26 protein-coding genes and 2 riboswitches are annotated in these 26,404 nt (G+C 69.2%); of the genes, 13 read left to right on the top strand and 13 right to left on the bottom strand.

The window, feature by feature from the left end; genetic code table 11:
- Positions 1-6: 6 nt before the first annotated feature.
- Complete coding sequence (locus C1704_RS08850) at positions 7-2,265, bottom strand: RelA/SpoT family protein (protein WP_104302359.1); 2,259 nt, start codon at positions 2,263-2,265, stop codon at positions 7-9.
- Positions 2,262-3,140 (bottom strand): alpha/beta fold hydrolase, encoded by an 879-nt coding sequence (locus C1704_RS08845; RefSeq protein ID WP_104302358.1) that lies wholly within the window; start codon positions 3,138-3,140, stop codon positions 2,262-2,264. The genes C1704_RS08850 and C1704_RS08845 overlap by 4 nt, the downstream gene beginning before the upstream one ends.
- Positions 3,141-3,212: 72 nt before the next feature.
- Between C1704_RS08845 and C1704_RS08840 the strand changes: the two genes are divergently transcribed.
- Positions 3,213-3,983, top strand: a complete 771-nt coding sequence (locus tag C1704_RS08840; protein WP_104302357.1) for a 3-hydroxybutyrate dehydrogenase — start codon at positions 3,213-3,215, stop codon at positions 3,981-3,983.
- 95 nt (positions 3,984-4,078) lie between these two features.
- Here the strand turns inward: C1704_RS08840 and C1704_RS08835 are convergent, their stop codons facing one another.
- Complete coding sequence (locus tag C1704_RS08835) at positions 4,079-4,792, bottom strand: SIMPL domain-containing protein (RefSeq protein WP_104302356.1); 714 nt, start codon at positions 4,790-4,792, stop codon at positions 4,079-4,081.
- 249 nt (positions 4,793-5,041) lie between these two features.
- On the opposite strand from C1704_RS08835, the gene ompR reads away from it, so the two are divergent.
- Complete coding sequence (gene ompR / locus C1704_RS08830) at positions 5,042-5,785, top strand: osmolarity response regulator transcription factor OmpR (protein ID WP_104302355.1); 744 nt, start codon at positions 5,042-5,044, stop codon at positions 5,783-5,785.
- Between the two features lie 67 nt (positions 5,786-5,852).
- Entirely contained in the window at positions 5,853-7,187 is a 1,335-nt protein-coding gene (locus tag C1704_RS08825) for an ATP-binding protein (protein WP_104302354.1), read from the top strand.
- Here C1704_RS08825 and ispF read toward each other — a convergent pair whose 3' ends face one another.
- Positions 7,188-7,667 (bottom strand): 2-C-methyl-D-erythritol 2,4-cyclodiphosphate synthase, encoded by a 480-nt coding sequence (gene ispF, locus C1704_RS08820; protein WP_104302353.1) that lies wholly within the window; start codon positions 7,665-7,667, stop codon positions 7,188-7,190.
- Complete coding sequence (ispD, locus tag C1704_RS08815) at positions 7,667-8,362, bottom strand: 2-C-methyl-D-erythritol 4-phosphate cytidylyltransferase (RefSeq protein ID WP_104302352.1); 696 nt, start codon at positions 8,360-8,362, stop codon at positions 7,667-7,669. Before ispD ends, ispF begins: the two co-directional genes overlap by 1 nt.
- Before the next feature lie 86 nt (positions 8,363-8,448).
- Between ispD and mfd the strand changes: the two genes are divergently transcribed.
- The gene (gene mfd, locus C1704_RS08810) at positions 8,449-11,904 is read left to right on the top strand and encodes a transcription-repair coupling factor (RefSeq protein WP_104302351.1); all 3,456 of its coding nucleotides are present in this window, start codon (positions 8,449-8,451) and stop codon (positions 11,902-11,904) included.
- Here the strand turns inward: mfd and C1704_RS08805 are convergent.
- A complete protein-coding gene (locus C1704_RS08805; protein ID WP_170064658.1) occupies positions 11,852-12,493 on the bottom strand; it encodes an NAD(P)H-dependent oxidoreductase in 642 nt (213 codons plus the stop codon). The two genes, mfd and C1704_RS08805, sit on opposite strands and share 53 nt — an antisense overlap.
- Before the next feature lie 69 nt (positions 12,494-12,562).
- On the opposite strand from C1704_RS08805, the gene C1704_RS08800 reads away from it, so the two are divergent.
- On the top strand, positions 12,563-13,162 hold the full coding sequence (locus C1704_RS08800) for a TetR/AcrR family transcriptional regulator (RefSeq protein WP_170064657.1): 600 nt from the start codon (positions 12,563-12,565) through the stop codon (positions 13,160-13,162).
- 23 nt (positions 13,163-13,185) lie between these two features.
- Positions 13,186-13,890, top strand: coding sequence for a phosphoserine phosphatase SerB (gene serB / locus C1704_RS08795; RefSeq protein WP_104302348.1), 705 nt, complete (start codon positions 13,186-13,188; stop codon positions 13,888-13,890).
- A 56-nt stretch (positions 13,891-13,946) separates the two neighbouring features.
- Here serB and C1704_RS08790 read toward each other — a convergent pair whose 3' ends face one another.
- The 3 genes from C1704_RS08790 to crcB are packed head-to-tail and all read right to left on the bottom strand — an operon-like array spanning position 13,947 to position 15,098.
- Positions 13,947-14,369 carry an EamA family transporter gene (locus tag C1704_RS08790; RefSeq protein WP_104302347.1) on the bottom strand — a complete coding sequence of 141 codons (423 nt, stop codon included), beginning with the start codon at positions 14,367-14,369 and terminating at the stop codon, positions 13,947-13,949.
- A 7-nt stretch (positions 14,370-14,376) separates the two neighbouring features.
- Positions 14,377-14,700 (bottom strand): DUF190 domain-containing protein, encoded by a 324-nt coding sequence (locus tag C1704_RS08785; protein ID WP_104302346.1) that lies wholly within the window; start codon positions 14,698-14,700, stop codon positions 14,377-14,379.
- 2 nt (positions 14,701-14,702) lie between these two features.
- Positions 14,703-15,098, bottom strand: a complete 396-nt coding sequence (crcB, locus tag C1704_RS08780) for a fluoride efflux transporter CrcB (RefSeq protein ID WP_104302345.1) — start codon at positions 15,096-15,098, stop codon at positions 14,703-14,705.
- A 66-nt stretch (positions 15,099-15,164) separates the two neighbouring features.
- Positions 15,165-15,233, bottom strand: a riboswitch (Fluoride riboswitch).
- Positions 15,234-15,557: 324 nt separating this feature from the next.
- Between crcB and C1704_RS08775 the strand changes: the two genes are divergently transcribed.
- A complete protein-coding gene (locus C1704_RS08775; RefSeq protein WP_104302344.1) occupies positions 15,558-16,352 on the top strand; it encodes a hemerythrin domain-containing protein in 795 nt (264 codons plus the stop codon).
- A gap of 10 nt (positions 16,353-16,362) precedes the next feature.
- Here C1704_RS08775 and C1704_RS08770 read toward each other — a convergent pair whose 3' ends face one another.
- From C1704_RS08770 to C1704_RS08755, 4 genes are read right to left on the bottom strand one after another with little or no spacing between them, the layout of a single operon-like run.
- Positions 16,363-17,748, bottom strand: coding sequence for a GAF domain-containing protein (locus tag C1704_RS08770; RefSeq protein ID WP_104302343.1), 1,386 nt, complete (start codon positions 17,746-17,748; stop codon positions 16,363-16,365).
- Positions 17,745-18,233: a hypothetical protein gene (locus tag C1704_RS08765; protein WP_104302342.1), complete on the bottom strand. Its 489-nt coding sequence runs from the start codon at positions 18,231-18,233 to the stop codon at positions 17,745-17,747. Before C1704_RS08765 ends, C1704_RS08770 begins: the two co-directional genes overlap by 4 nt.
- A gap of 11 nt (positions 18,234-18,244) precedes the next feature.
- Positions 18,245-18,742 carry a ribonuclease E activity regulator RraA gene (rraA, locus tag C1704_RS08760; protein ID WP_104302341.1) on the bottom strand — a complete coding sequence of 166 codons (498 nt, stop codon included), beginning with the start codon at positions 18,740-18,742 and terminating at the stop codon, positions 18,245-18,247.
- Positions 18,739-19,230 carry an Lrp/AsnC family transcriptional regulator gene (locus C1704_RS08755; RefSeq protein ID WP_104302340.1) on the bottom strand — a complete coding sequence of 164 codons (492 nt, stop codon included), beginning with the start codon at positions 19,228-19,230 and terminating at the stop codon, positions 18,739-18,741. Before C1704_RS08755 ends, rraA begins: the two co-directional genes overlap by 4 nt.
- 115 nt (positions 19,231-19,345) lie before the next feature.
- Here C1704_RS08755 and yedA point away from each other — a divergent pair, with 115 nt between their 5' ends.
- From yedA to C1704_RS08725, 6 genes are all read left to right on the top strand, one after another.
- Positions 19,346-20,251, top strand: coding sequence for a drug/metabolite exporter YedA (yedA, locus tag C1704_RS08750; RefSeq protein WP_104302339.1), 906 nt, complete (start codon positions 19,346-19,348; stop codon positions 20,249-20,251).
- Positions 20,252-20,269: 18 nt separating this feature from the next.
- Positions 20,270-20,516, top strand: a riboswitch (cobalamin riboswitch).
- 62 nt (positions 20,517-20,578) lie between these two features.
- Positions 20,579-22,423, top strand: a complete 1,845-nt coding sequence (locus C1704_RS08745) for a TonB-dependent receptor domain-containing protein (RefSeq protein ID WP_104302338.1) — start codon at positions 20,579-20,581, stop codon at positions 22,421-22,423.
- A 20-nt stretch (positions 22,424-22,443) separates the two neighbouring features.
- Positions 22,444-23,448 carry a FecCD family ABC transporter permease gene (locus C1704_RS08740; protein WP_104302337.1) on the top strand — a complete coding sequence of 335 codons (1,005 nt, stop codon included), beginning with the start codon at positions 22,444-22,446 and terminating at the stop codon, positions 23,446-23,448.
- On the top strand, positions 23,445-24,245 hold the full coding sequence (locus tag C1704_RS08735) for an ABC transporter ATP-binding protein (protein ID WP_104302336.1): 801 nt from the start codon (positions 23,445-23,447) through the stop codon (positions 24,243-24,245). The genes C1704_RS08740 and C1704_RS08735 overlap by 4 nt, the downstream gene beginning before the upstream one ends.
- Positions 24,246-24,248: 3 nt before the next feature.
- Complete coding sequence (gene cobO / locus C1704_RS08730; RefSeq protein WP_104302335.1) at positions 24,249-24,872, top strand: cob(I)yrinic acid a,c-diamide adenosyltransferase; 624 nt, start codon at positions 24,249-24,251, stop codon at positions 24,870-24,872.
- A 4-nt stretch (positions 24,873-24,876) separates the two neighbouring features.
- Complete coding sequence (locus tag C1704_RS08725; protein ID WP_104302334.1) at positions 24,877-26,178, top strand: cobyrinic acid a,c-diamide synthase CobB; 1,302 nt, start codon at positions 24,877-24,879, stop codon at positions 26,176-26,178.
- The last annotated feature ends 226 nt before the right edge of the window (positions 26,179-26,404 follow it).

Here is a 26,404-nt window from a genome sequence, read left to right as displayed (position 1 = left end):
ACGACGCTAGCGGCGCCGCGCCGCCCGCACGCCGGGCACCTGGGCCACCGCCGCCAGCACCTGCGACAGCCGGGCCGAGTCGGACACTTCGACTGTGAAGGTCATCCACGCCGTGCCGCGTACCGTCTGGGTGTTCACGCCGATCACGTTGGTCTTTTCCTTTGCGAAGACTTCCGAGATGTCGCGCAGCAACCCTTGCCGGTCGAGCGCCTCCACCGCCACGTCCACCGGATAGACCGGCGCCTTCTCGCCGGAGGGCTGACCCCAGGCCACGGAGATGACGCGCTCGGGGTGACGCCCGGCGATCTGGCGGAAGCTGGAGCAATCGGCGCGATGCACCGCCACGCCCTTGCCCTTGGTGACATAGCCGCCGATGGCGTCGGGCGGCGCCGGCTTGCAGCAACGTGCCAGCGTGGTGAGCAGCGATTCCACGCCCACCACCAGCACGCCGCCCTTGCCGGTGGGTGCTTCGCTGCGGGGCTTGCGCAGAGCGATCTGATCGTCGGGCTGCGGCACCGTGTCGGCCGGACGCAACAACTGCTCGATGTTGCGCAGCGAGTATTCGTCCTTGCCCACGACGTCGAACAGCGCGTCGGCGCTCTTGAACCCGAGCTGCGAGGCGAGGTCCTCCAGCTTCATGGCCGTACGGCCTTCGCGCTGGAGCAGCTTTTCCACCAGCTCCCGCCCGCGGGCAATGGTCTGCTGCTGGGCCAGGGCATTGAACCAGGCCCGCACCTTGGCCTTGGCGCGCGAACTGCGCAGGTAGCCGAGTTCCGGGTTGAGCCAGTCCATGGACGGCCCGCCCTCCTTGGCCGCCACCACCTCCACCGTCTGACCGCTGTGCAATGCCGTGTTCAGCGGCACCATGGCGCCGTCCACGCGGGCGCCGCGGCAGCGGTGGCCCAGGTCGGTGTGCAGGGTGTAGGCGAAGTCCACCGGCGTGGCTCCGGCAGGCAGTTCCACGATGGCCGCCTGCGGCGTGAAAACGTAGATGCGGTCGTCGAATCCCGTGGTCGAGGCCTCGCCCGAGAAGTCGCGCTCCCAGGCCAGGAGCTGTCGCAGCACGGCCTTGCGGGCCTCGGCCACCTGGGCCTCGAAATCACCGGCGGCGCTCACACCGGCGTAGCCCTTGGTGCCCGCTTCCTTGTAGGCCCAGTGGGCCGCCACGCCATGCTCGGCGTGCTCGTGCATGGCCTGGGTGCGGATCTGGATCTCCAGGCTGCGCCCCTGCTCGTCGTAGACCACGGTGTGCAGCGACTGATAGCCATTGGGTTTTGGCTTGGCGATGTAGTCGTCGAATTCTTCCGGCAGCGGGCGGTAGCGTTCATGCACCAGCCCCAGCGCGGCGTAGCAGTCGGGCACGGTGGGCACGATGACGCGCAGCGCGCGCAGGTCGAACACCCCCGAGAAGTCGAGCTGCTTGCCGCGCATCTTCTTCCAGATGCTGTAGAGATGCTTGGGCCGCCCTTGCACGAGTGCCGGGATGCCTTGTTCTCGCAGCTGCGCGCTCAGGCGCTGGCGGGCCTGCTCCACCACCTGCTCGCGCTCGATGCGCTTTTCATCGAGCATGCGCGCGATGGCCTTGTACTGCTCGGGCTCGAGGAAGCGGAAGGACAGGTCTTCCAGCTCCCACTTGATCTGCCAGATGCCCAGGCGGTTGGCCAGCGGCGCGAACACATGCAGCGACTCGCGCGCCAGCACCAGCGGGCAATCGCGCTTGGACTGCGCGTAGTAGCGCAGCGTCTGCAGCCGCGAGGCCAGCCGCACCAGCACCACGCGCAGATCCCGCGAGAAGGCCAGCAGCATCTTGCGCACGCGTTCGGTCTGCTCGGCGCGCATGTCCTCGTCCACCAGCGCATCGCGGGCATTGCGCTGGATCTGCACCAGCTTGCGCGTGGCTGCCACCAGGCTTGCGTACGAGGCCCCGAAAGCCTTGCCGATCACGTCCTCGGGCTTGTTGAGGTATTCGCCCACATAGACGAGATAGACCGCCGCCAGGAGGGAGGGCGAGGCACCGATGGCGCGCAGGATGGAGGCCACGCCCGCGGCGTGATCCAGCGCATCCTCGCCGGTGTCGAGCCGCTGCCCGGCCAGCAAGGGTTCGGCGAAGGCGCGCGCGCGTTCAAGCCGCGCCATCTCCTGCGCCAGGGCCTCGGCCATGCCGGGGCCGCGCATTGAAGCGGACCGGCCGGGCTGATCCAGCCCTCCAGCCAATTGCACGATGGGTGCGGCCTGCGGCGCCGCATCCTGATGACTGGTCTTCATGTCGCGGACAGGAACTCCTGTATCACTGCCACCTGGGCCGGATCGACCAGGGTGGGCGCATGCCCCACGCCGGGGAGGGTGATCACACGGGCCTTCGGCCCCCGCTCGGACATCGCCTGCGCGGTCTGTGCCGTGAGCAGGTCGGACTGGGCCCCGCGGATCACGAGCGTGCGCGCCCGCACGGCGTCGTAGCGCTGCCACAACAAGGCCTGGGCCGCAGCGGCCATCTCCGGTGTGGTCGCGTGGAAGGGCACGGCGATGCGCGGGTCGTAATGGGGAACATAGGCCCGCCCCCGGTCATCGTTCACCTCCTTGAGCATGGGGCGGGTCAGGGCCAGCCACTGCTCGCGGGTGTGCGGACCGAAGCCCTGGGAGATGGACCAGAAATAATCGGCCGCCGCCTCGACTGTCTCGAAACGATGCACCTGTCCCAGATAGGTACCGATGCGCGCGAGCGCTGCAGGCTCGATCGTGGGCCCCACGTCGTTGAGCACCAGGCGGCGTATCGGCGAGCCTTTCAGCGAAGCCAGACCCATGCCGATCAGCCCGCCCATCGAGGTGCCCACCCAGTCCAGCGTCTCGGCCCTGAGACGCGCGAGCAAGGTGACCATGTCGGCCACGTAGGTGGGAATCTGGTACCCCATGGGTTCATCGAGCCAGTCCGACCGGCCCCGCCCCACCACATCGGGGCACACCACCCGGTAGCGGTCGCACAGGGCCTGGGCGAGCACGTCGAAGTCCCGGCCCTGGCGCGACAGGCCATGCGCACACACCAGCACGCGGCCATTGGCCGGGTCGCCCCACTCCCAGTAGGCCATGCGGTGCAAGCCTGAGGCGTCCAGGCATTGCACAAAATCAAGGCGCGGCTGCGTCATGGGCGGCTTCCTCTCCGATAATTCATGGGCTTGTCGCTGATTCTCCCTGAACCATAGCAAAGAGGACTCCATATGTTGAAAGGCAAGACGGCCCTGGTCACGGGTTCGACCAGCGGGATCGGCTTGGGCGTGGCCCTGGCGCTCGCGCGCCAAGGTGCGAACGTGGTGCTCAACGGTTTCGGCGACGTCGAGGCGGCGAAAACCGAAGTGGCGAAGACGGGCGTGCGCGTGGGCTACCACGGTGCCGACATGAGCCAGCCGGCGCAGATCGCCGACCTGATGGCCTATGCCGCCAAGGACTTCGGCGGCGCGGACATCCTGGTCAACAACGCCGGCATCCAGCACGTGGCGCCGGTGGAAGACTTTCCGCCCGAGAAGTGGGACGCCATCATCGCCATCAACCTCAGCTCGGCCTTCCACACCACCCGGCTGGCGCTGCCCGGCATGAAGCAGCGCAACTGGGGCCGTGTGATCAACGTGGCCTCGGCGCACGGCCTGGTGGCCTCCGCTCAGAAATCGGCCTACGTGGCCTCCAAGCATGGCATCGTGGGCTTCACCAAGTCCGTCGCCCTGGAAACGGCCACCACGGGCGTGACGGTGAATGCGATCTGCCCCGGCTGGGTGCTCACTCCCCTGGTGCAGAAGCAGATCGACGCGCGTGCGGCCCAGGGCGGCATCAGCGTGGAACAGGCGCAGCGCGAACTGCTGGGCGAGAAGCAGCCTTCGCTGCAGTTCACCACGCCCGAGCAGCTGGGCGAGCTGGCCGTCTTCCTGTGCTCCAGCGCCGCCGACAATGTCCGCGGCGTGGCCTGGAACATGGACGGCGGCTGGGTCGCGCAGTGATGACGGCACCCCGGCCGCCGGGTACGACGGCCACCCCTCCGTGAGGGGGCGGGCCTGGCTTGGGAGCGGCCCGGCGCGGCGGCCCGCGGGTCGCTTTACTTCGTCAGCGCGATACTGCCGCTGACGGTCACCGTGACGAGCGCCTTGCCGGCTTCCACCGGCAGGGGCGCCGCCTCGGAGGCCATCATGTCCGACTTGGCGCGCATCATGATGGGCATGGGGCTCATGCCCGGCTCGTTGGTCGACACGTTCACTTCCCGCAGCTCGTAGCCGCTGAAGCCGAAGAGCTTGGCCAGGTCCTGAGCCTTGGCCCGGAACTGCGACACGGCCTGGGCCTGCACGGCCGACTCATGCTTTTCGCGCGCCTGGCGTGACAGGCCCTGGGCCACGCGGGCCACGCTCAGCGTGTTGATGCGTGCGGCCGTCTGGGTGATGCGCGGCACGTCGGTGCCTTCGAGCACCACCTCGGCCGTGCCCTGCCAGCCCGAGATCCGGCCCTGGCTTGCGTAGCGCGGGTAGATCGAGAAGTTGCCGGTGCGCACCTCCATCGCCCCGGCCTGCGCCGACGGCTTGGCCTGTGCCAGGGCCGCCTCCACCGCTTGCTGCAGGGCCTTCTGCACGGTGGCGGCATCACTGCCTTCACGGGTGGTGTTCAGCGTCAGGCTGAGCAGGTCCTGCGGCACTTCCAGGTTGGCGCTGGTCGAGAAGCTCACCACGTTGGACGGGTTGGCCGTCTGCTGGGCCAGGGCCGGCGTGGCGGCGAGCGCGGCGGCCAGCGACAGGCTGGCCAGGGAGAGGGATCGTTTCATGCGGTGTCCTTTCCTGAGGAGTTGTGGTGCAGGCCAGAGGCTAACGCAGCGCCTCCTCCCCCTGACGACGTCCCAGCCCGGCTTTGCCTGGGCTTTACCTGGGTTGACGTGGCGTTGACCTCGTGTCGCTCAGGGGTTTGCCGTCGCCCCGTCGGAGTGGCAATATTTGTAACACTTGGTCAAAACGGCCGTTTGAGCCCGATTTGCCGCCTCACAATCCCGCGTTGTTACAAATTCGGGAGTTCCTAGATGACAACAGCCACCCAGAACCCGGCCCCGCGCGTCGACCAGATCGTGGTGGTGGATGACGATGCCCGCATCCGCGACCTGCTGCGCCGCTACCTGACGCAAGAGGGCTTCGAGGTCTTGCTGGCCGAGGATGCCAAGGCCTTGAACCGGGTTCTCACGCGCGAGACGGTCGACCTGATCGTGCTCGACCTGATGCTGCCCGGCGAGGACGGCCTGTCGATCTGCCGCCGCCTGCGCGCCGCGAACGACCAGACGCCCATCATCATGCTCACCGCCAAGGTCGAGGACGTCGATCGCATCGTGGGCCTGGAGGTGGGCGCTGACGACTACCTGCCCAAGCCCTTCAACCCGCGCGAGCTGCTGGCCCGCATCCACGCCGTGCTGCGCCGCCGCCCGGCCATGGAGGCGCCGGGCGCCCCCACCAAGGAGGCTCAGACCGTGGTGTTCGGCCCCTTCGAGTTCGACCTGGCCCAACGGCGCCTCACGCGCGAAGGTGAGGCCATTCCGCTGACCACGGGCGAATACTCCATGCTCAAGGCCCTGGTGCGCCACCCGCGCCAGCCGCTGTCGCGCGACAAGCTGGCCCAGCTGGCCCGTGGCCGCGAGTTCGAGCCCTTCGACCGCAGCCTGGACGTGCAGATCTCGCGCCTGCGCAAGATGATCGAACCCGATCCGGCCCAGCCGCGCTACATCCAGACCGTGTGGGGCGTGGGCTACGTCTTCGTGCCGGACGGCACCACCTGAAGACGAAGCCCGCCTGGGGACGGCATACTGCGGGGCGTCTTTCGCCCCGCTTCTTTTTGTCTGACCGATGGCCCGCAAACGCGTCACCCTGAGCCTGTTCTGGCGCACCTTCATGCTGCTCGGGGCCTTGCTGGGGTTCGGCATCTTTTCCTGGGTGCAGACTTTCCGCGCGCTGGAGTTCGAGCCGCGCGCGGTGCAGGCGGCGCAGCAGCTCGCCAGCCTGGTCAACCTGTCGCGCGTGGCCCTGCGCTACACCGACAGCATCAACCGGGTCACCCTGCTGAAGACCATCACCGAGCAGGAAGCCATCCGCGTTCAGCCGCGCGAGCCGGGTGACACCTACGTGCCTTTCGACACCGACCGCTTCTCGCGCCGCATCGCCGAGGAACTGCGCTCGCGCCTGGGCCCCACCACGGTGGTGGCCGCCAGTGTCAACGGCCGCCCGGGCCTGTGGATCGACTTCGCCATCGAAAGCGACCGCTACTGGATGCAGGCCGACCCCCGGCGCCTGGAGGCCGTGACAGGCTCGACGTGGTTCGTCTGGGTGGGCATTGCCCTGCTGGCCACGGTGATCGGCTCGGCCGCCGTGGCCCGGCTCATCAACCAGCCCTTGCGACAACTGTCCTTCGCTGCCAGCCGCATCCGTGAGGGCGAATACGAATCACGCCTGGATGAAGACACCATGACCAGCGAGATCCGCGAGGTCAACAAGGGCTTCAACCGCATGGCCCGCGAGCTGGCGAAGGTGGAGGAAGACCGTGCCGTGATGCTGGCCGGCATCTCGCACGACCTGCGCACGCCGCTGGCGAGGCTGCGCCTGGAGGCCGAGATGAGCGTGCAGGACGAAGAAGCGCGCCGCTACATGGCCGCCGACATCGACCAGCTCGATGCCATCATCGACAAGTTCATGGACTACGCCCGTCCCAGCGAGGTCAAGCTCGTGCCGGTGCACCTGTCCGGCGTGATCGACCGGGCCGCCGCCGCCTTCCGCGACACCAGCCAGATCCGCATCGAGTCGCGCGTGGCGATCGACACCATGGTGATGGCCGACGAGACCGAGCTGGGTCGGGTGATCGGCAATCTCTTCGAGAATGCACGTCGCTACGCCCGCAGCGCGGACACTGGCGTTGCCTTCGTGCAGGTCACCTATGCGCGCACTGGCCCCTGGGTCATCATCAGTGTGCGCGACCATGGCCCCGGCGTCTCCCCGGAGAAACTGCCCCAGCTCACCACACCCTTCTTCCGCGGCGACGCAGCCCGCACCGCCGCCACCGGCGCCGGGCTCGGGCTGGCCATCGTCGAGAAGACCATCATCCGCATGGGTGGCACCTTCGAGCTGAGCAATGCGCCACCGCCCGACACCGGACTCGTGGCGCGCATCCGGCTGCGCAAGGCGCCTTGATCAGGCGCGACGCAGCAGGCACACCGCGCGCGCCTCGATCGACTCCTGCCGGCCCACGGGCCCGAGCTTCTCGGCCGTCTTGGCCTTCACGTTCACCTGCTCCACGCCGCAGCCCAGAGCGGCCGCGATGCGCTGGCACATCGCCGGGATGTGGGGCGCCATCTTGGGCGCCTGGGCCACGATGGTGGCGTCGAGGTTGATGAGCTCGTAGCCCCGCTCGCGCACGCGGCGCATGGCTTCGGCCAGCAGCACCGAGGAATCGGCGCCGCGGAAGCGTTCGTCGGTGTCGGGGAAGTGGCGGCCGATGTCGCCCAGCGCCGCCGCCCCCAGCAGGGCATCGGTGATCGCGTGCAACAGGGCATCGGCATCGGAGTGGCCTTGCAGGCCCAGATGGTGCGGGATCTCGACCCCACCCAGGATGAGCTTGCGGCCGGCCACCAGCGCATGGGTGTCCCAGCCTTCTCCGATGCGGATGTCCATCAGCGTGTCCTCAGCAGGCGCTCGGCCAGGACGAAGTCCTGGGGATAGGTGATCTTGAAGTTCTCCAGCGCCCCCGTCACCAGCCTGGGCCGGTGGCCCAGGGCCTCGATGGCACTGGCTTCGTCGGTGACGGCGTCGCCGCCATGCGCCAGCGCAGGGCGCAGCAGGCCCAGGCGGAACATCTGCGGCGTCTGTGCCTGCCACTTGGCGCGCCGGTCCAGCGTGGCCACGCTGCGGCCCTCGGCCTCCTCCTTGAGCGTGTCGGCCACCGGCAGGGCCAGCAGGCCGCCCACCTCGTCATCGAAGCAGGCGTCGATCAGGGCATCGACCCATTCGGGGCGCAGCAGGCAACGCGCTGCGTCGTGCACCAGCACCCAGTCGTGGGGCTGGGCGCCCTGCTCCACCAGCGCCGCCAGGCCGTTGGCCACCGAGGCCGCCCGGCTCGCACCACCCACACGGGCCACCCAGCCGGCAAAGCCCGGGGCGGCGGTCTCGAAGCGCGAGTCATTGGGCGCCAGCACCACCAGCGTGCCCGCCAGCCGCGGCACGGCCGCCAGCGCCTCCAGGGTGTGGGCCACCACGCTGCGCCCGGCGAGCATTTCGTACTGCTTGGGGCCGGCGGCACCCGAGCGTTCACCCACGCCGGCGCAGGGCACCAGGGCGTAGCAGCGAGGAGGCTCGTGGGAGATCAGCATGGGGAGCCGGATTCTATAATTCGGCCCACCGTTCGCCCCGGGGGAGCGCCCTGTCGGGGCGTTTTGCTTTTCGTCGCGCCGCCCCCATGCTGATCCCCACCCTGTCTCCCGGCAAACGCTACACCCTGCCCCGCCCGCCGGGCTCGGCCGACGCCTTGCTGCTGGCCCGCTTTGCCCGGGAGCAGGCGAATGCGAAGCGCCTCACGGCCATCGTCACCGCCGAGCCGGCCGATGCGCAGCGCCTTCAGGACGAGCTCGCCTTCTTCGACCCGGCCTTGCGCTGCGCGGTCTTCCCTGACTGGGAGACCCTGCCCTACGACACCTTCTCGCCCCACCAGGACCTCATCTCCGAACGCCTGGCCACGTTGTGGCGCGTGCTGCAGAAGGACGTGGATGTGGTGCTGCTGCCCGCCTCCACGGCCCTGGTGCGCCTGGCGCCACCCGCCTTCATGGCCGGCTACACCTTTCATTTCAAGCAGAAGGAACGGCTGGACGAGGCCTCGCTGAAGGCCCAGCTCACCCTGGCGGGCTACACCCATGTGAGCCAGGTGGTGTCGCCGGGCGAATACGCCGTGCGCGGCGGACTGATCGACCTCTTCCCCATGGGCTCGGCCGTGCCCTACCGGGTGGATCTGTTCGGCGACGAGGTCGACTCCATCCGCACCTTCGACCCCGACAGCCAGCGCAGCCTCTACCCCGTGCCCGAGGTGCGTCTGCTGCCCGGACGCGAGTTCCCGATGGACGAGGACGCCCGCGCGAAATTCCGCGCCCGCTGGCGCGAGCGCATCGAGGGCGACCCGAGCAAGGCGCGCGTCTACAAGGACATCGGCAACGGCATCGCCACCGCCGGCATCGAGTACTACCTGCCGCTCTTCTTCGACGAGACGGCCACGATCTTCCAGTACCTGGGCGAGGCGGCCGTCATCGCCCTGCACGGCGAGATCGACGAGGCCCTGAAACGCTTCTGGACCGACACCCGCGAGCGCCAACGCTTCCTGCAGCACGATCCCGAACGCCCGCTGCTGCCACCCGAAGACCTTTTCCTGCGCCCGGAAGACTTCTTCAGCCTGGCCAACGCACATGCCCAGCTGGCGCTGCGCGGCAGCGACGCGGTGGACTGGGCCCGCCCCCTGCCCGACCTCTCGGCCGAGCGCGGCGCCACCGAACCGCTCAAGCGCCTGCAACTGCACGTGGGCACCACGCCGCACCGCGTGCTGATCGTGGCCGAATCGCCCGGCCGCCGCGAAAGCCTGCTGGAGCTGCTGCGCGACAACAAGATCGAGCCGCCCACGGTCGATTCGCTGGCCGCCTTCGAGGCCGGCGACGCGCACTTCGCGATCACCGTGGCGCCGCTGGCCGCCGGCTTCCACTGGGTGCGCCCTGAGCCTGCGCCCGCCCTCCAGTTCGTCACCGAAACCGAACTCTTCGCCGCCACGCCCACCGCGCGCCGGCGCAAGAAGCAGGAGCAGGTCAGCAACGTCGATGCGCTGATCAAGGACCTGTCGGAGCTGAAGGTGGGCGACCCGGTGGTGCATGCCAACCACGGCATCGGGCGCTACCAGGGGCTCATGAACATCGACCTGGCGAACGGGCAGGATGGGGGCCCGAGCGAGTTCCTGCACCTGGAGTACGCCGACAAGGCCACGCTCTACGTGCCGGTGTCGCAGCTCCACCTCATCAGCCGCTACACCGGCGTGAGCGCCGACGAGGCGCCGCTGCACCGCCTGGGCTCGGGCCAGTGGGAAAAGGCCAGGCGCCGCGCAGCCGAGCAGGTGCGCGACACGGCCGCCGAGCTGCTGAACCTGTACGCCCGCCGCGCCGCACGCGAGGGCTATGCCTTCCGCTTCTCGCCGCACGACTACGAAGCCTTTGCCGCGAGCTTCGGCTTCGAGGAAACCGCCGACCAGAACGCCGCCATCCACGCCGTCATCCAGGACATGGTGAGCCCTCGCCCCATGGACCGGCTGGTGTGCGGCGACGTGGGTTTCGGCAAGACCGAGGTGGCCCTGCGCGCTGCCTTCGTGGCGGTGACGGGCGGCAAGCAGGTGGCGCTGCTGGCCCCCACCACCCTGCTGGCCGAGCAGCACTACCAGACGCTGTCCGACCGCTTTGCGCAGTGGCCGGTGAAGATCGCCGAACTCTCGCGCTTTCGCACCGGCAAGGAAGTGCGCCAGGCGCTCGACGGCCTGGCCGACGGCACGGTGGACATCGTCGTGGGCACCCACAAGCTGCTCTCGCCCGACGTGAAGTTCGCCCGTCTGGGCCTGCTCATCATCGACGAGGAGCACCGCTTCGGCGTGCGTCACAAGGAAGCCATCAAGGCCCTGCGCGCCGAGGTGGACGTGCTCACCCTCACCGCCACGCCCATCCCGCGCACCTTGGGCATGGCGCTGGAAGGCCTGCGCGACCTGTCGGTGATCGCCACCGCACCGCAGCGGCGCCTGGCCATCAAGACCTTCGTGCGCAACGAGGGCAGCGGCGTGATCCGCGAGGCCGTGCTGCGTGAGCTCAAGCGGGGCGGCCAGGTCTACTTCCTGCACAACGAGGTCGAGACCATCCTGAACCGGCGCGAGAAGCTGGCCGAGTTGCTGCCCGAGGCCCGCATCGCCGTGGCCCATGGCCAGATGCACGAGCGCGAGCTGGAGCGCGTGATGCGCGACTTCGTGGCCCAGCGCTACAACGTGCTGCTGTGCTCGACCATCATCGAGACCGGCATCGACGTGCCCACGGCCAACACCATCGTCATCAGCCGCGCCGACAAGTTCGGCCTGGCCCAGCTGCACCAGCTGCGCGGCCGAGTGGGTCGCTCGCACCACCAGGCCTATGCCTACTTGCTGGTGCCCGACGTGGAAGGCCTCACCAAACAGGCGGCACAGCGGCTGGAGGCCATCCAGAGCATGGAGGAACTGGGCTCGGGTTTCTACCTCGCGATGCACGACCTGGAAATCCGCGGCGCCGGCGAGGTGCTGGGCGACAGCCAGAGCGGCAACATGCAGGAGGTGGGCTTCCAGCTCTACAACGACATGCTCGCGCAGGCCGTGCGCGACCTCAAGGCCGGCCGCGAGCCCGATCTGCTGTCGCCGCTGAACGTCACCACCGAGATCAACCTGCACGCCCCGGCCCTGCTGCCCGACGCCTACTGCGGCGACGTGCACGTGCGCCTGAACCTCTACAAGCGCCTGGCCACGGCCGAGAACGCCGACCAGATCGACGCGCTGCTCGAAGAAATCACCGACCGCTTCGGCAAGCTGCCCCCACAGGGCCAGACCCTCTTCGACGTGCACCGGCTGCGGGTGCTCGCCAAGCCCTACGGCGTGCTGAAGATCGACGCCGCCCCAGCGGGCATGGCCATCACTTTCCGCCCGAACCCGCCCATCGACGCGATGCGCATCATCGAGCTGGTGCAGAAGAACCGCCACATCAAGCTGGCCGGCAACGACAAGCTGCGCATCGACAAGGCGCTGCCCGAACCGAAAGACCGCGCCCAGTTCATCCGCGACGTGCTGCGTTCGCTGGGGACGCCGACGCCGGCCGTGGCCTAGCGCGCACCAGGCGCCGGGCATCGTTGCGGCCCAGGGCCTGCACCTTCGCCAGCCACGCTGCACGCTGCACTTCGTCGGCCCCATGCACCGGGCCGATGCGGGTGAAGTCCACCGGCTTGAAGCCGCAGAACTTCAGCGTGCTGCGCACCAGCGCGTTGGCCGTCGGGTTGCCCTGCAGCAGGCGCAGGTACCAGCCCGGGGAGTCGGTGGTCATGATGACGCGCGCGCTGCGCCCGGCCAGCAGGCCCTCGGGCGTGCCGTTCTGCAGGTAGCGGAAGGCCCAGCCCCGCTCCAGCGTGCGATCGAAAAAGCCTTTCAGCAGCGCAGGCACCGACCCCCACCACACCGGCGCCACCACCACCACGCGCGACGCAGCGCTGATCAGCGCCTGCGCGGCCTTCAGGTCGGGCTCCAGTGCCTGCTGCTCGCTGTACCCCACCCACAGCACCGGGTCGAAGCGCAGGTCGCGCAGCGCCAGCACCTCCACGCTGGCCCCGCCCTCGCGCAACCCCTGCGCGTGGTCCTGAGCCAGTGCGGCACACAGCGACCCCTTGTGGGGGTGCCCATCGATCACGACAACGTCGGCCATGGCCATTCCTTTCCGTCAATCTTTACAGTGTCAACATGACGGAGGCCAGTGTCCGGTAGAATCTTTCCTGTGTCAAGTTCATCTGCTGCCACCAAGCGCCCCTACCACCACGGCCACTTGCGCGAGACCCTGCTCGACGTGGCCCTGCGCCAGCTCGCCACCACGCCGGCCGCGCAACTGAGCCTGCGCGAGCTCGCGCGCGCCGCCCAGGTGAGCCACACGGCCCCCTACCATTACTTCGCCGATCGTCAGGCGCTGATCCACGCCGCCGGCGTGGAAGGCATGCGCCGCCTCCTGCAGGCGCAAGCCGACGCCGTCGCCCAGGCCCAGGGCCCCCGCGCGCGGCTGCTGGCGCTGGGCGCGGCCTATGTGCGCTTTGCAGCCGAACAGCCGCACGCCTTTGGCCTGGTGTTCGACCCTCAGTACTGCAAACCCGGTGATCCCAGTGAAGACATGGCGCCGCTCATCGCCAGCAACGAGGCCCTGCTGGCCGACTGTGTGGTGCAGGCCCAGCAGGCCGGCGTGCTGCCAAGCGGCGATCCGGCCCCGCTGTGCCACGCGCTGTGGGGCACCGTGCACGGCCTGGCCCAGCTCGTGATGGCCGGCCACCTGCCGCTGGACGCCGCGCTCCTGGCGCTCGGCGCGCTGCTGCCGCCGGATGCACCCTGAGGCCCAGCCGCGATAATTCGCGGATGAGCACCTTCACCGAACACGCCCCGGGGCTTGTCATCCGCGGCTTCACCCCGCCGCTGCGTCTGGCCGACTACAAGGCCATCGCCTTCGACATGGATTCCACGCTGATCAACATCGAGTGCATCGACGAGATCGCCGACGCCGTGGGCAAGAAGGCCGAAGTGGCCGCCATCACCGAAGCCGCGATGCGCGGCGAGATCACCGACTTCAAGGACAGCCTGCGCCGCCGCGTGGCCTTGCTCAAGGGCGTGCCCGAAGGCGCGCTGATGGAGGTCTACACCCAGCGCCTGCGCCTCAACCCGGGCGCGGCCGAACTCATCGCCGCCTGCCGCGCCGCGGGGCTGCGCACCCTGCTCGTCTCGGGCGGCTTCACCTTCTTCGCCGACCGCGTGCGCGAACGTCTGGGCATGGACCACGCCCATGCCAACGTGCTGGAAATCGAGAACGGCCGGCTCACCGGCCGTGTGGTGGGCGACATCGTGGACGGCGAAGAAAAGAAGCACCAGCTCCTGGCCCTGTGCCAGCGCCTGGGCTGCCCGCCCTCACAAGCCATCGCCGTGGGCGACGGCGCCAACGACCTCCTCATGATGGCCGCCGCCGGCCTGAGCGTGGCCTACCACGCCAAGCCCAAGGTGCGCGAGCAGGCGATGGTGGCGATCAATGAAGGCGGCCTGGACCGGCTGCTCGAGGTGGTGGCGACGTGACATCGCGTCGAGGGGCGAGGCCTGGGTTCCGACCGGAGCCGATGCGCGCAAGGCCCTCACCCCCTCGCCAGCACCAACAACCCTGCAACGATGAGACCGGCGCCCACCAGCTTGGTCGTCGTCAGGGCTTCCTGGAGAACGATGGTGGCCAGTAGCAGCGCCACCACGACGCTGCCTTTGTCGATGAGCGCCACAGTGGACACTTCGCCGATCTTGATGGCCTTGTAGTAAAAGACCCACGAGCACGCGGTGGTGGCGCCCGATACGCCAAGCCACACGAGATTGCTGGTCGTCAGGCCGCGGAACTCGTCCGGCGGGACAACCGCTGCGGCGAACATCAGCACAAAGACGAACACGAAGCAGGTGCGCACGGCCAGCCCCAGGTCGCCGGAGATGCCCGACAGCCCCATCTTGGCAATCACGGACGTGAACCCGGCGAAGAACATGGACAGCCACGCATAGACGACCCATCGCTCCATCGCCGCCTCACGCCTTGGGTGCACCGACAACGCCGAATTCCACGGGCGTCTTCACATAAAACACGTTGGCCTCCTCGCGCTCCAGCAGCGAGAAAAGCCTCTCGCCATCGGCTTCGCTCACGACGACCATGACTTCCACCGGCTGGTCGGCGAGATCAAAGAAGTGAGCGGAATGGAGCTTGCCATCGCGCCCGATGCCCTGCACACCGGTGTTGAGGGTCGCCCCCCTGATCCCCAGCGACTGAACCGCCTCGACCAGCCAACGCCCCATGGGGACATGACCGTGCCGCCGACTCTCACCAGTGAAGAATGTGACCTGATATCCCTTCATGATCAGCCTCCTGTCCACGAAAGTTGACGCACCCAGTTGATGGTGCCAACGCCCAGCAAGGTCATGACCAGACTGCCCGCCACATGCACGGTCACCGTGCTCAGCGCCCATACCCAACGCCCCTGCATCAGCTGCGTGACAACTTCTGCCGAGAACGTGGAAAACGTGGTCAGGCCGCCCAGCAGCCCTGTGACGAGGAACAGCCGCCATTCGGGCGGCAAGGAAGGGTGGCCTGCGAAAAATGCGAGCGAGGCCCCCACCAGATAGCCCCCCAGCAAATTGGCCACCAGCGTGCCCAGCGGCAAGGAGGGAAACACAGAGTTGAGCTGGACACCGAGCATCCAGCGCAGGATGGCTCCAAGGGAGGCACCCAGACTGATGGCAAGAAGAGATCCCATCGAGCTTCCGTCTTTCGTGTCAAACCAGGGCGGAAGCGAAAATGCCTACGCAGCCACCCTCAAGGCAGTCTGGTAGGCATCATCAGCCCGGCCGACCCGGGCGGTTCACGGAGGCATGCCATCTCCGAAGATGGCTCAATGGTAGCGCACTGACGCGGCCCGCGCGAGCCGAATCCCGCAACCAGCACGAACGACTCACCAACCTGGGGGGCTGACCGTGCATGCTGCTGTCCGTTGGTTCACCCCTGACGTTGAGCTCCCCCACCGGGCCGCCCGCAGCGTAGCGCTTCTCTGACGGGCCGTCGCCCTCCCCGGGGCACCCCCACAAGAGGGACTTAAGAATTCTTGAAGGTTCGCTGAGCGCAAATTTAGCAACGCCCTTTGGTGCCGGTTCCTACAGTTGCGCTGCGTGCCGGGAAGGGTTTCCGGCGCCAGACACGAGACAGCGACGCAGGAACCATGAATACCATTTCGACACTCCACGACACCGCCCCCTCCACCCACGCCGCGCACGCCGCCCAGAAGGCGGCCGCCGCACAAGAAGACAGCGCAGCACGGCTGAACCTGTACGGGGGCATCCACAAGGCCTTGCGCCTCATGCTCAGCGACACGCTCACGCGCGTGGGCACCACCGACCTGGCCGACGGGGCCCAGGTGCGCGAGAGCCTGAACCGCGTGCACGCGCTGGTGAAGATGTTCGCCGGGCACATCGAGCACGAGAACCGCTTCATGCACCCCGCGCTGGAGCAGGCGCAGCCGGGGACGTCGGCGCGCATCGCGGCCGAGCATGGGGCACACGATGACCATCTGGAAGCCCTGAGCGATCTGGCCCTGGTGGCCGACCTGTGCCCGGCGGGCGACCGCGAGGCCGCGTGGAACCGGCTCTATCACGCGCTGGCGCTCTTCATGGCCGACAACCTCGAGCACATGCACTACGAAGAGACCGAGCACAACGCCGTGCTGTGGGCCCACTACACCGACGCAGAGCTGATGGACCTTCACGACGAGCTGGTGGCATCCATTCCGCCGGACGAGATGATGAACGTGATGTTCTGGATGCTGCCCGCGGTGAACGCCACCGAGCGCGCGCTGATGCTGGGCGACATGCGCCAGAAGGCCCCCGCTCCGGCCTTCAAGGCAGTGATGGACCTGGCGCGCACGCGACTGTCGGCCCACGACTGGGCGGCGCTGACGCGCGAGCTGCACCTGCCCGCCAGCGAGGCTGCCTGGGACCACTACGGCGAAGCCGCCTGAACACTTGCCGTCAGGCCTCTTCCAGCACCAACGGGCGCTGGACCTGCACCGCAAAGCGGCCTCGGCCCGTCTTGTGCAGGGTCACGGGCGTCTGGCGCTCGACCAGGCGGCGCGTGAGCAGCACCAGGCGGGCCTCGAGGTTGTCGCACACGTCGGGCAGGCGGATGCGCGGGTCGAGCCGCAGTTCGCGGTTGGTGAACTCGTTGCGGCCGTGCTGCACGTGGTCGCTGACGAGCTTCCACAGGATGGCACCGGCGACCCCCTTGATGATGTAGTCGTGCCCAAAGAAGACGCTGCCATCCACCGGGAAGTAGCGCACGGGCAGTGGCGACTGCGCGGGGTCGACGGCCGGGGCCGCGCTGGCGGGCACCTCGGCCGCGGGCCCGTCCTCGGATTCGTCGGCGCCCGCCTGGAACTGGCGCACGGCCCGACCGATGTGGCCGGCCAGGCAGACCAGGGCGTCCTCGTCGTCGTAGCTGAAGCGCAGGTCTTCGGTGCTTTCGACAAAGACCACGCCCAGCAAGTCGCCGCCCACCACCAGGGGCACGGCCAGCTGGCTGTGCGGCTCGGCCAGGCCGGGCCAGGGGATCTCGCGATCGGCCCCAGCCGGGGCTCCGGCCTCGGCGCCCGCGCGGCGCAGGCCGTCGCGCACCGCGCGGCTGTAGGTGTATTCGGCGGTGAGATGGCTGATGCGCACCGGCGTGCGTTCGCGCGCGGCCACGCCGATCACGCCCTGGCCGAGCGCGATCTCGGAGCCCACGCCCGAGTTCGGGTAGCCCCGGCTGGCCACGGTGTAGAGCTGCTGGCCCGAGGCGTCGAGCATCAGCAGCATCGCGTGGCGGATGTCGAACTCGTCGCGCAACACGTCGAGCGTGGTGTCGAAGAGGGTGTCCAGGTCGTGGCAGGCCGCGAGCTGCTCGCTCGCGCGCCGCAGTGCCGACAGGCGCCCGCTGCCCGCAGGCGGGGCCGGCAGGTCGGGCTTGTCCACGTGCACGATGGACTCCACGCGATAGAGGTCGGCCCCCTTCAGCCGGAACACCTCGCTCATGCCGGTGTGCGAGGCGATGCCCGACAGCCGCGCCTTCATGCGCTCGAACAGCGGCCCCGAGGTCTGCGTGTGCAGGTAGCGCGCGCGCAGGCGGTAGATGGCCGAGGTGTAGGGGTGGGTCACCAGGATCTCGACCTGCGGGTTGGCCAGCACATTGCGCCGCGTGGTGTTGAAGAACTGGAAGGACAGCGCCAGGTGGTGGGCGTCCACATAGTCCACCTGCGAGAGGTAGGCCACGTTGGGTACGCCCTCGGCATCGCAGGTGGCCATCATCGACGGGATGGCGCCTTCGAAGCAGGGCCGGATGTCGTCGAGTGAGATCGCGACGGCATGGGGGTGGATGCTCATGCGGCCCCCGAAGGTCCGGCCGGGTGGGCGCCAGGCGTCTGGTCAAAGCTGGCCTCGGGCGTGAAGCTCACGGCCACGAGCTGGAAGGGGTCGTGCGCCAGCAGACCGGCGATCACCGGATAGGGGTAGCCCATGGGCACGATCTCGTCGCACAGGCGCTGTGCATAGGCGGCCGCCAACTCACGGTCGGCCCGCTCGCCGGGCCGGATGTCCACCCCACGCCCCTTGAACTGGATGGTGCGGTGCGTGCTGGGCTCGCTGAAGGTCACGGCGATCCGGTCGCTGCAACGCAGGTCGTCCAGCACCTGCTCGCTGCCCCTGGCACTGAGCAGCACGGTGATCCGCAGGGGCTCGTCCTGCAGCCGGCAGCCCAGGCCCCGCACCAGGTGGGGCACGAGGCGATCGTCGCGGCTGGCCACCATGATCGACACCCGTCGCTGCAACTGCGCCAGGTGCTCGGGGGGAATGGCAGGCCACGCCAACATGATGGGACCGATCAGCCCTGCGCCGGCATCACCACGATGCCGTCGTCGTCGGCAAACAGCCATTCGCCGGGCCGCACCCACACGCCCTGCACCTGCACGGGCACGTCGCGCTGGCCCTGGTGGCGGCGTTCGGTGGGCATGGGGATGAGCGCCAGCGCGCGGATGCCCACGTCGCAGGCCTGCATCTCGGCCAGGTCGCGCACGCAGCCGTTCACCACCACGCCGGCCCAGCCGTTCTTCGCCGCGGCGGCGGCGATGTTGCCCCCCACCAGGGCGCGCGCCAGCGAGGCGCCACCGTCCACCACCAGCACCTGGCCGTGGCCCGGGCCTTCCAGCAGGGCCTTCACCTCGGTGTTGTCTTCATAGCACTTCACCGTGCGCACCGGGCCGGCAAAGCGGGTCCGGCCGCCATAGCTGTGGAAGACCGGCGGCAGCACGCGGAAGACGCCATCGGTGTCGCCCTTGTGCTCGTCGCACAGGTCGCAGGTGGAAAACTGCTCGAAGTTCATGCGTTGTCGACTTTCTTGATGGGAGGCTTCACGTCCTCGGGCCGGGCCGGCAGCATGGGCTGGTGCTCGCGCGCGGCATTCAGGATGATGGAGGTCGAAGTTTCCGTCAGGAGGCAGAACTTCGTCACCACCGCATCGAGGTGGGAGACGTCGATCACCGCAATTTCGAGGATCCAGCTGTCCTCGCCGGTGACGTTGTAGGCATTGATCACCTCAGGCGTCTGCTGGATGAGCTTCACCACCCGGGCGTACTCGGCCCGCCCCACGCGCACGATGGCGCGGATGCCGTAGCCCAGTTTCGCCAGGTTCACGCTGGCGCGGTAGCCGGTGATGACGCCGGCCGATTCCAGCTTGCGCACGCGCTCGGTGACGGCCGGCTGGCTCAGGTGCACGCGCCGGCCCAGTTCGGCCATGGACAGGCGCGCATCGGCCTGCAGTTCGGCCAGGATGCGGGTGTCGTGGTGGTCCAGCTCAAGGTTCAAGGCCAAGACGCTTTCCTTCTTTGAAATTCACGGTGGCTCCGCTTCATCTCCTTTGAAATGGTCTTCATCGGCGGCAGAAGCTTTTCTAGCATAGCGGCTTAGAACATCAAGACAACAGCTCATGACAACCGCCACTTCCTCGCTGCCCTCCACTCCGGCGCTCAGCCCCCTGGTGATGCTCTGCCTGGCCGCCACCTGGCTGGTCTGGGGCTCCACCTACCTGGCCATCAAGTACGCGCTGATCAGCTTCCCGCCCTTTTTCCAGATGGGCACCCGCTTCCTGCTGGCCGGCGTGGTGCTGGCCGCCTGGATGCGCTGGCGCGGTGCCGCCTGGCCCGACGCGCGGCAATGGCGCAACGCCCTGGTGGTGGGCACCCTGATGCTGGGCGGCGGCATGGGCGGCACGGCCTATGCCGAACAGACCGTGGGCTCGGGCCTGGTGGTGGCCTTCATCGCGGTGGTGCCGCTGATGATCGCGGCGCTCAACCTGCTCTGGCGCGTGGTGCCCGGCCGCATGGAGATGGCCGGCATCGCCGTGGGCCTCGCCGGCGTGCTGATGCTCACCCAGGGCGCGGGCTTCCAGGCCTCGCCCGCGGGACTGGCCGCCATCGCGATCGCCTGCATCACCTGGTCGCTGGGCAGCGTGCTCAGCCAGCGCAGCCTGCCGATGGCCCCGGGTGCGATGGGTTTCGCCAGCGAAATGATCTGCGGCGGCATCGTGCTGATGGCGCTGGCCTGGGTCACGGGCGAGTCGCCCGTCTGGCCGCCCGAGCCGCTGGCCGTGGGCGCGTGGTTCTACCTCGTCGTGTTCGGCTCGCTGATCGCCTTCAATGCCTACATGTACCTGCTGGCCAACACCAGCGCGGCCCTGGCGTCGAGCTACACCTTCGTCAACCCGGTGATCGCGATGGTGCTGGGCGTGGCGGTGGCCGGCGAGCACATCACCGGCCCCGAATGGCTGGCCGCCGGCATCGTGCTGTGCGGAGTGGTGCTGATGCTGCGTGGCACGGCGGCGCGGCGCCGCTGACATCGCACGAATCGTCGTACTACAATGTCTCTCGTTGGTGCTCGCCGGGCGGTCTCGCCTGGCAGTTAAACGGGAAGCAGGAAGCGCCGTCGGCCTCGCCGGCACGCCAACCTGCGCTGCCCCCGCAACGGTAAGCAGACGAGCGCGCCTCCGGATGCGCTCAATGCCGATCCTCAACCACTGGTCATGTCCTTCGGGTCACGGCTGGGAAGGTGATCGGTGTGGATCTGTCAGCCCGGATACCGGCCAACGGGGGAGCGCGTTCGCGCGCTCGATGGGGTTCTGGCCTGCGGGGAAGCGGGCCGGAGCGATCAACGCTGTTCTGCCATGACCTTTTCCCTCTCCGCCCGTCGCGCTGCGCGATGGATGCCCGCGCCTGTGTGCGCTGCCCTCCTGCCCTGCGCCGCTGCGGCCCAGACCCTGCTGGCCCAGGCGCCTTCCCTCGACACCGTGGTCATCACCGCCACCCGTGTCGAGCAGACCCTGAACGAGGTGGTGTCCGACGTCTCCGTCGTCGAACGCAACACCATTGAACGCAGCGGCGCCACCACGGTGGCCGACCTGCTCTCGCGCACGCCGGGGGTCGAGTTCTCCCGCAACGGCGGGCCTGCGGGCAATACCAGCCTCTTCCTTCGCGGCGGCGAGAACCGCTTCACCGCTGTCTTCATCGACGGCGTGCGCGTCGATTCGCAAGCCACGGGCGGTGCCAACTGGAATGCCCTGCCCGCCTCACAGATCGAGCGCATCGAGATCCTGCGCGGCCCGGCCGCGGCCATCTACGGGTCGGATGCCATCTCGGGCGTGGTGCAGATCTTCACGCGCAAGGGCGAAGGCCCCTTCACGCCCAGCATCGGCGTGGGCCTGGGCAGCCACCAGACGCGCCGGGCGGACGTGGGCTTCCACGGAACGGCCGGCCGCCTGGACTATGCCCTGAGCGTGGCCCATGAAACCAGCGAGGGCTTCGACGCACGCCCCGGGGTGGGCTTCCCGGATCGGGATGGCTACCGCAGCACCTCAGCCTCGGCCCGCCTGGGGTGGGCGCTGAACGACGCCCACCGGCTGGAAGCCACCGCCCTGACGAACGACCAGAATTCGCAGTACGACGGCTTCGCCAGCACCGCCGACGACCGCGCGCAAAACGATGTGCAGACCCTGGGCCTGACCTGGTCGGCGCGCTGGACCGACAGCTACCGCATGCGCCTGAGCGCCAACCGGGGCCGGGACCAGTACGAGACGACACCCTCGCCCTACTTCACCGACACCCGTGTGCAGAGCTACCTCTGGCATCATGAGCTGCAGCTCGGCGCCCATCGCCTGACGGCCGCGCTCGAACGCCGCGAAGACCGCCTGGACAACTCTGGCCCGCCGCCCATCGACGCGTCCCGCTCGCAGAACGGCGTCGCTCTGGGCTACCACTGGAGCGACCGGGTGCACACCGTGCAGCTCAATGTGCGGCATGACGACGACAGCGAGTTCGGCGGCAAGACCACCGGCGGCGCGGCCTATGCCTTCGCCTTCACGCCGCAATGGCGCGTGACCGCCTCGGCCGGCACGGCCTTCCGGGCGCCCACGCTCTATCAGCGCTTCAGCCAGTACGGCGTGGCCGACCTGAAACCCGAGTCGTCGCGCAGTGCCGAGCTGGGCCTGCGCTATGCCCGCGACGATCGCCAGTTCGGCCTGGTGGTGTTTCGTAACGAGGTGAAAGACCTCATCAACTTCGGCGCCGCCGGCCCCTGCGCCAGCACCTTCGGCTGCTACGAGAACGCCGGCGAGGCGGTCTTCAAGGGCGTGACCCTGTCGGCCTCGCAAAGCCTGGGCGCTGCCAATCTGTGGGGGTCGGTCGACTTCCAGAAGCCCACCAACGCCGACACCGGCAACCTCCTCGCACGCCGCGCCCGCCGGCATGCCCAGTTCGGTGCGGATGCCACCGTGGGCGACTGGACGGTAGGCGGCCACCTGAAGCTGGTGGGCGAGCGTTTCGACAACGCCGCCAACACCGTGCGACTGGGCGGCTACGGGGTGGTGGGTGCGCACGTGAGCCGCCGCATCGGCCCTGACTGGACGGTGCTGGCCCGTGTCGACAACCTGGGCGACAAGGACTACCAGGTGGCCAACACCTATGCCACCGGCGGCCTCAACGCCTTTGTGGGCGTACGGTGGTCGCCGCGCTGAACCCGCGCTCGTAAGCCCCCATGCGCTTCGTCCGCTCGCTGCCCCTGGTCTACGCCCTGCTGCTGGGCGGGGTGCTGCTCAGCCTGATGCTGGCCCTGGGCCTGGGCAGTCAGCGCGTGGGGCTGGGCGAAGTGCTGTCGCTGCTGTGGCGAGCTTCCGATGGCGTCAGCGCCGACATCGTGCTGGGCCTGCGCCTGCCGCGCGCCTTGTCGGCCCTGGCCTGCGGCGCGCTGCTGGCGCTGGCCGGCGCGCTGCTGCAGACGCTGCTGCGCAACCCGCTGGCCGACCCTTACGTGCTGGGCATCTCCAGCGGGGCCTCGGTGGGCGCGCTGCTGGCGCTGTGGGCCGGTGCCGCCTGGGCCTGGGTGAACCTGGGCGCGGCCGCCGGAGCCCTGGTGGCCACGGCGCTGGTCTTCCTGCTGGGCGCCCGCGCCTTCCGCCGGCAGGCCGACAGCACACGCGCCAGCGTGCAGCTGCTGCTGGTGGGCGTGATCGTGGGGGCCGGCTTTGGCGCCATCGTGGCCTTCATCCTGTCGATCGCGCCCGAGGCGCAGCTGCGCGGCATGATCTTCTGGCTGCTGGGCGACCTGAACGGCGCCGACCGCTGGGGCCTGCCCCTGGCCGGTGCCGCCGTGCTGCTGGCCCTGGCCCTCGTGTTGGCGCGCGACCTCAACCTCATGCTGCTGGGCGACGGCCCGGCCTATGCGCTGGGCGTGAACGTGCGCCGGCTGCGCCTGTGCGTGGTGCTGCTGGCCTCGGTGGCCGCGGGCCTGGCCATCACCGTGGCCGGCAGCATCGGCTTCGTGGGCCTGGTGGTGCCGCATGCCCTGCGCCTGCTGCTGGGCAATGACCAGCGCGTGCTGCTGCCCGCCTGCGCGCTGGCCGGCGGCGCCTTCCTGATGCTGGCCGACACCCTGGCGCGCACCGTGCTGGCCCCCATGCAACTGCCCGTGGGCGTGCTCACCGCCTTCATCGGTGTGCCCAGCTTCCTGTGGCTGCTGCTGCGCAACGGGAGGGCAGGATGACCACGGCGCTGCTCACCACCCACCAACTCACGGCGCGTGCGGGCCAGCGCACCCTCGTGCAGGACCTGAGCCTGCGCGTGCAACGCGGCGAACGCTGGGCCTTCCTGGGCCCCAATGGCTGCGGCAAGACCACCCTGCTGCGCACGCTGGCCGGCCTGCTCGACCCGGCCGGCGGCGAGGTGCACATCGACGGCCAGCCCCTGCCGCGCCTGCCCACCCGCACCCTGGCGCGCCTGCGCGCGTGGTGCCCGCAGCACCATCAGGACGTGTTCGCGCTCACGGCACTCGACGTGGTGCTGGCCAGCCGCCAGCCCTATGCCGGCCGCTTCGGCTGGCTGGCGCCCGACGACGAACGCATCGCCCGCGAGCAGCTCGCCGCGCTGGACGTGGCCCACCTCGCCGAGCAGGACGTGCGCAGCCTCTCGGGCGGCGAACGTCAGCGTGTGGCCATCGCCGCCGCCCTGGCCCAGGCCACGCCGTTGGTGCTGCTGGACGAACCCACCGCCCACCTCGACGTGCCCCACCAACTGGCCGTGTGCCGCCTGCTGGCCGGCCTGGCTGACCGCGCGGTGCTGCTGTCGCTGCACGACGTGAACCTCGCCCAGCGCTGCTGCACCCACGCCCTGCTCTTCCTGCCCCCCGGCACCAACGGCCAGCCTCGCCTGCTGGCCGGACCGCTGGCCGAGGTGCTCACCGAAGCCCGCCTGAGCGAAGCCTATGGCTGCCCCATGCGCGCGCTCGACGTGGACGGCCTGCGCCACTTCCTGCCGGCGGCCGATGCCTCCTTGAAGGCCTGAACCATGACCGACTCCACCTCTCCCGACCCCGGCCTTGATGAACGCCACCGCGAGCGCATGCAGCGCAAGAAGGCCATCGTCGATGCCAAGATCGAATCCGCCCAGGCCGAGGGCGGCCTCATCCTCGTGCACACCGGCAACGGCAAGGGCAAGAGCTCCAGCGCCTTCGGCATGGTGGCCCGCGCCCTGGGCCACGGCATGAAGGTGGGTGTGGTGCAGTTCATCAAGGGCGCCCTGCCCACCGGCGAAGAACTCTTCTTCCGCCGCTTTCCTGAGGAAGTGCGCTTTCACGCCATGGGCGAGGGCTACACCTGGAACACCCAGGACCGCGCCCGCGACGTGGCCAAGGCCCAGGCCGCCTGGGCGCTGGCGCGCGAGATGCTGGCCGACGAATCGCTCGGCCTGCTCGTCTTCGACGAAATCAACATCGCGCTGAAGTACCGCTACCTCGACGTGCAGCAGGTGATCGCCGACCTGCACCAACGCCCCCCGATGCAGCACGTGGTGCTCACCGGCCGTGCCGCGCCGCCCGAGTTGATCGAGGTGGCCCACACCGTCACCGAGATGGGCCTGATCAAGCACGCCTTCAAACAAGGCTTTCGCGCACAACGCGGAATCGAGTTGTGAACCGATGACTCGGGCGCTGCTGATCGCCGGCCCCGCCTCGGGCCAGGGCAAGACCTCGCTCACCTGCGCCCTCGCCCGCCGCCTGCGCGCCCAGGGCCAGCGGGTGCGGGCCTTCAAGGTCGGCCCCGACTTCATCGACCCCGGCTTCCTGCTTGATGCCACCAACGCCCCCGTGCGCAACCTCGACCTGTGGATGGTGGGTGAAGCCGAATGCCGCCGCGAGCTGGCCCGCGCCGCCGCGCAGGCCGACTGGCTGCTGGTGGAAGGCGCGATGGGCCTGTACGACGGCACCCCCAGCGCCGCCGACCTGGCCGCCCGTCTGGGCCTGCCCGTGCTCATCGTGATCGACGCCAGCGCCATGGCCGAAACCTTCGGCGCACTCGCGCTGGGGCTGCAGGCCCACGGCCGCACGCGGGGCCTGCACGTGGCCGGCGCCATGGCCAACCGCGTGGCCAGCCCCGGCCACGCCCGCATGCTGGCCGGCAGCCTGCCCGAAGGGCTGCCCTGGTGGGGCCACCTGGGCCGCGCCACCACCGCCCTGCCCGAACGCCACCTGGGCCTGGTGCAGGCGCAGGAACTGCAGGCCGGCCTCGACGACGCCTGGGCCGCACTCGATGCTGCCTTGGTGCTGGAGGCCGATGCACTGCAGGCCCTGCCCGCCTGGCAGCCCCCACCCCTTGAAGCGGCCCCGCCTATCGAGCCTCTGCTGGCCGGCCACCGCATCGCCGTGGCGCGCGATGCCGCGTTCTCGTTCTGCTACGAAGCCAACCTCGACGTGCTGCGCGCCCTGGGCGCCGAAGTCCAGACCTTCTCGCCCCTGGCCGACGAAGCCGTGCCGGAAGGCTGCGATGGTGTGTACCTGCCCGGCGGCTACCCCGAACTGCACGCCGCGGCCTTGGCCGCCTGCCACCGCTTCATGGGCAGTCTGCGCACCCACCACGCCCAGGGCCGCCCCATCGTGGCCGAATGCGGCGGCATGATGGTGTGCGCCCGCGTGCTGCGCACGCTCGATGGTGAAGACCACCCCATGGCCGGCCTGCTCGATGCCACCGCCGTGATGGGCGAACGCCTCGCCGGCATCGGCCTGCATCACTGGGACACGGCTCTCGGCTCCCTGCGTGGCCACGTCTTCCACTACGGCCGCCTCGAAGCTGGCCCCACCCTGCGCCCCACCCACCTCACCCAACCTCGCCGCTACGGCGGCCCCGAAGCCGTCTACCAGCAAGGCCGCCTCACGGCGAGCTTCTTCCACGGCTACTTCGCGTCGGCGCCGGAGGTGGTGGCGGGGGTGTTTGGGCGGGGGTGAGGTCGGTCAGGCGGGCTTCGCCCGTCGCGTGCGGGGCCACACAGCGACAGCCAGAACGATCAACACCAGCCCGGCGGCGATAGCTGCGGCCGCATAGCCCAGGTGGGCTTGCTCCGGCCCCAGGAACACGCTGCCGGCTGCAAGGCCGATTTGGCAAGGCCGCAGCGTGCCCCCTTGCAGACCACAGCAGCCTCAGACGACGCGAGGGAAATCGTCCTTATATTTA

This window comes from Caldimonas caldifontis (assembly GCF_002930615.1).
Classification (GTDB): Bacteria; Pseudomonadota; Gammaproteobacteria; order Burkholderiales; family Burkholderiaceae_C; genus Caldimonas; species Caldimonas caldifontis.
Note: the sequence above shows the minus strand (reverse complement) of the source record. Positions and strands in the feature narration are given on the sequence as shown.

What these genes read in the sequence shown, in the direction of transcription:
- C1704_RS08850 (WP_104302359.1), bottom strand. Translation starts at nt 2,265, where the DNA reads ATGAAGACCAGTCATCAGGATGCGGCGCCGCAGGCCGCACCCATCGTG.
- C1704_RS08845 (WP_104302358.1), bottom strand. Translation starts at nt 3,140, where the DNA reads ATGACGCAGCCGCGCCTTGATTTTGTGCAATGCCTGGACGCCTCAGGC.
- C1704_RS08840 (WP_104302357.1), top strand. Translation starts at nt 3,213, where the DNA reads ATGTTGAAAGGCAAGACGGCCCTGGTCACGGGTTCGACCAGCGGGATC.
- C1704_RS08835 (WP_104302356.1), bottom strand. Translation starts at nt 4,792, where the DNA reads ATGAAACGATCCCTCTCCCTGGCCAGCCTGTCGCTGGCCGCCGCGCTC.
- ompR (WP_104302355.1), top strand. Translation starts at nt 5,042, where the DNA reads ATGACAACAGCCACCCAGAACCCGGCCCCGCGCGTCGACCAGATCGTG.
- C1704_RS08825 (WP_104302354.1), top strand. Translation starts at nt 5,853, where the DNA reads ATGGCCCGCAAACGCGTCACCCTGAGCCTGTTCTGGCGCACCTTCATG.
- ispF (WP_104302353.1), bottom strand. Translation starts at nt 7,667, where the DNA reads ATGGACATCCGCATCGGAGAAGGCTGGGACACCCATGCGCTGGTGGCC.
- ispD (WP_104302352.1), bottom strand. Translation starts at nt 8,362, where the DNA reads ATGCTGATCTCCCACGAGCCTCCTCGCTGCTACGCCCTGGTGCCCTGC.
- mfd (WP_104302351.1), top strand. Translation starts at nt 8,449, where the DNA reads ATGCTGATCCCCACCCTGTCTCCCGGCAAACGCTACACCCTGCCCCGC.
- C1704_RS08805 (WP_170064658.1), bottom strand. Translation starts at nt 12,493, where the DNA reads ATGGCCGACGTTGTCGTGATCGATGGGCACCCCCACAAGGGGTCGCTG.
- serB (WP_104302348.1), top strand. Translation starts at nt 13,186, where the DNA reads ATGAGCACCTTCACCGAACACGCCCCGGGGCTTGTCATCCGCGGCTTC.
- C1704_RS08790 (WP_104302347.1), bottom strand. Translation starts at nt 14,369, where the DNA reads ATGGAGCGATGGGTCGTCTATGCGTGGCTGTCCATGTTCTTCGCCGGG.
- C1704_RS08785 (WP_104302346.1), bottom strand. Translation starts at nt 14,700, where the DNA reads ATGAAGGGATATCAGGTCACATTCTTCACTGGTGAGAGTCGGCGGCAC.
- crcB (WP_104302345.1), bottom strand. Translation starts at nt 15,098, where the DNA reads ATGGGATCTCTTCTTGCCATCAGTCTGGGTGCCTCCCTTGGAGCCATC.
- C1704_RS08775 (WP_104302344.1), top strand. Translation starts at nt 15,558, where the DNA reads ATGAATACCATTTCGACACTCCACGACACCGCCCCCTCCACCCACGCC.
- C1704_RS08770 (WP_104302343.1), bottom strand. Translation starts at nt 17,748, where the DNA reads ATGAGCATCCACCCCCATGCCGTCGCGATCTCACTCGACGACATCCGG.
- C1704_RS08765 (WP_104302342.1), bottom strand. Translation starts at nt 18,233, where the DNA reads ATGTTGGCGTGGCCTGCCATTCCCCCCGAGCACCTGGCGCAGTTGCAG.
- rraA (WP_104302341.1), bottom strand. Translation starts at nt 18,742, where the DNA reads ATGAACTTCGAGCAGTTTTCCACCTGCGACCTGTGCGACGAGCACAAG.
- yedA (WP_104302339.1), top strand. Translation starts at nt 19,346, where the DNA reads ATGACAACCGCCACTTCCTCGCTGCCCTCCACTCCGGCGCTCAGCCCC.
- C1704_RS08745 (WP_104302338.1), top strand. Translation starts at nt 20,579, where the DNA reads ATGACCTTTTCCCTCTCCGCCCGTCGCGCTGCGCGATGGATGCCCGCG.
- C1704_RS08740 (WP_104302337.1), top strand. Translation starts at nt 22,444, where the DNA reads ATGCGCTTCGTCCGCTCGCTGCCCCTGGTCTACGCCCTGCTGCTGGGC.
- C1704_RS08735 (WP_104302336.1), top strand. Translation starts at nt 23,445, where the DNA reads ATGACCACGGCGCTGCTCACCACCCACCAACTCACGGCGCGTGCGGGC.
- cobO (WP_104302335.1), top strand. Translation starts at nt 24,249, where the DNA reads ATGACCGACTCCACCTCTCCCGACCCCGGCCTTGATGAACGCCACCGC.
- C1704_RS08725 (WP_104302334.1), top strand. Translation starts at nt 24,877, where the DNA reads ATGACTCGGGCGCTGCTGATCGCCGGCCCCGCCTCGGGCCAGGGCAAG.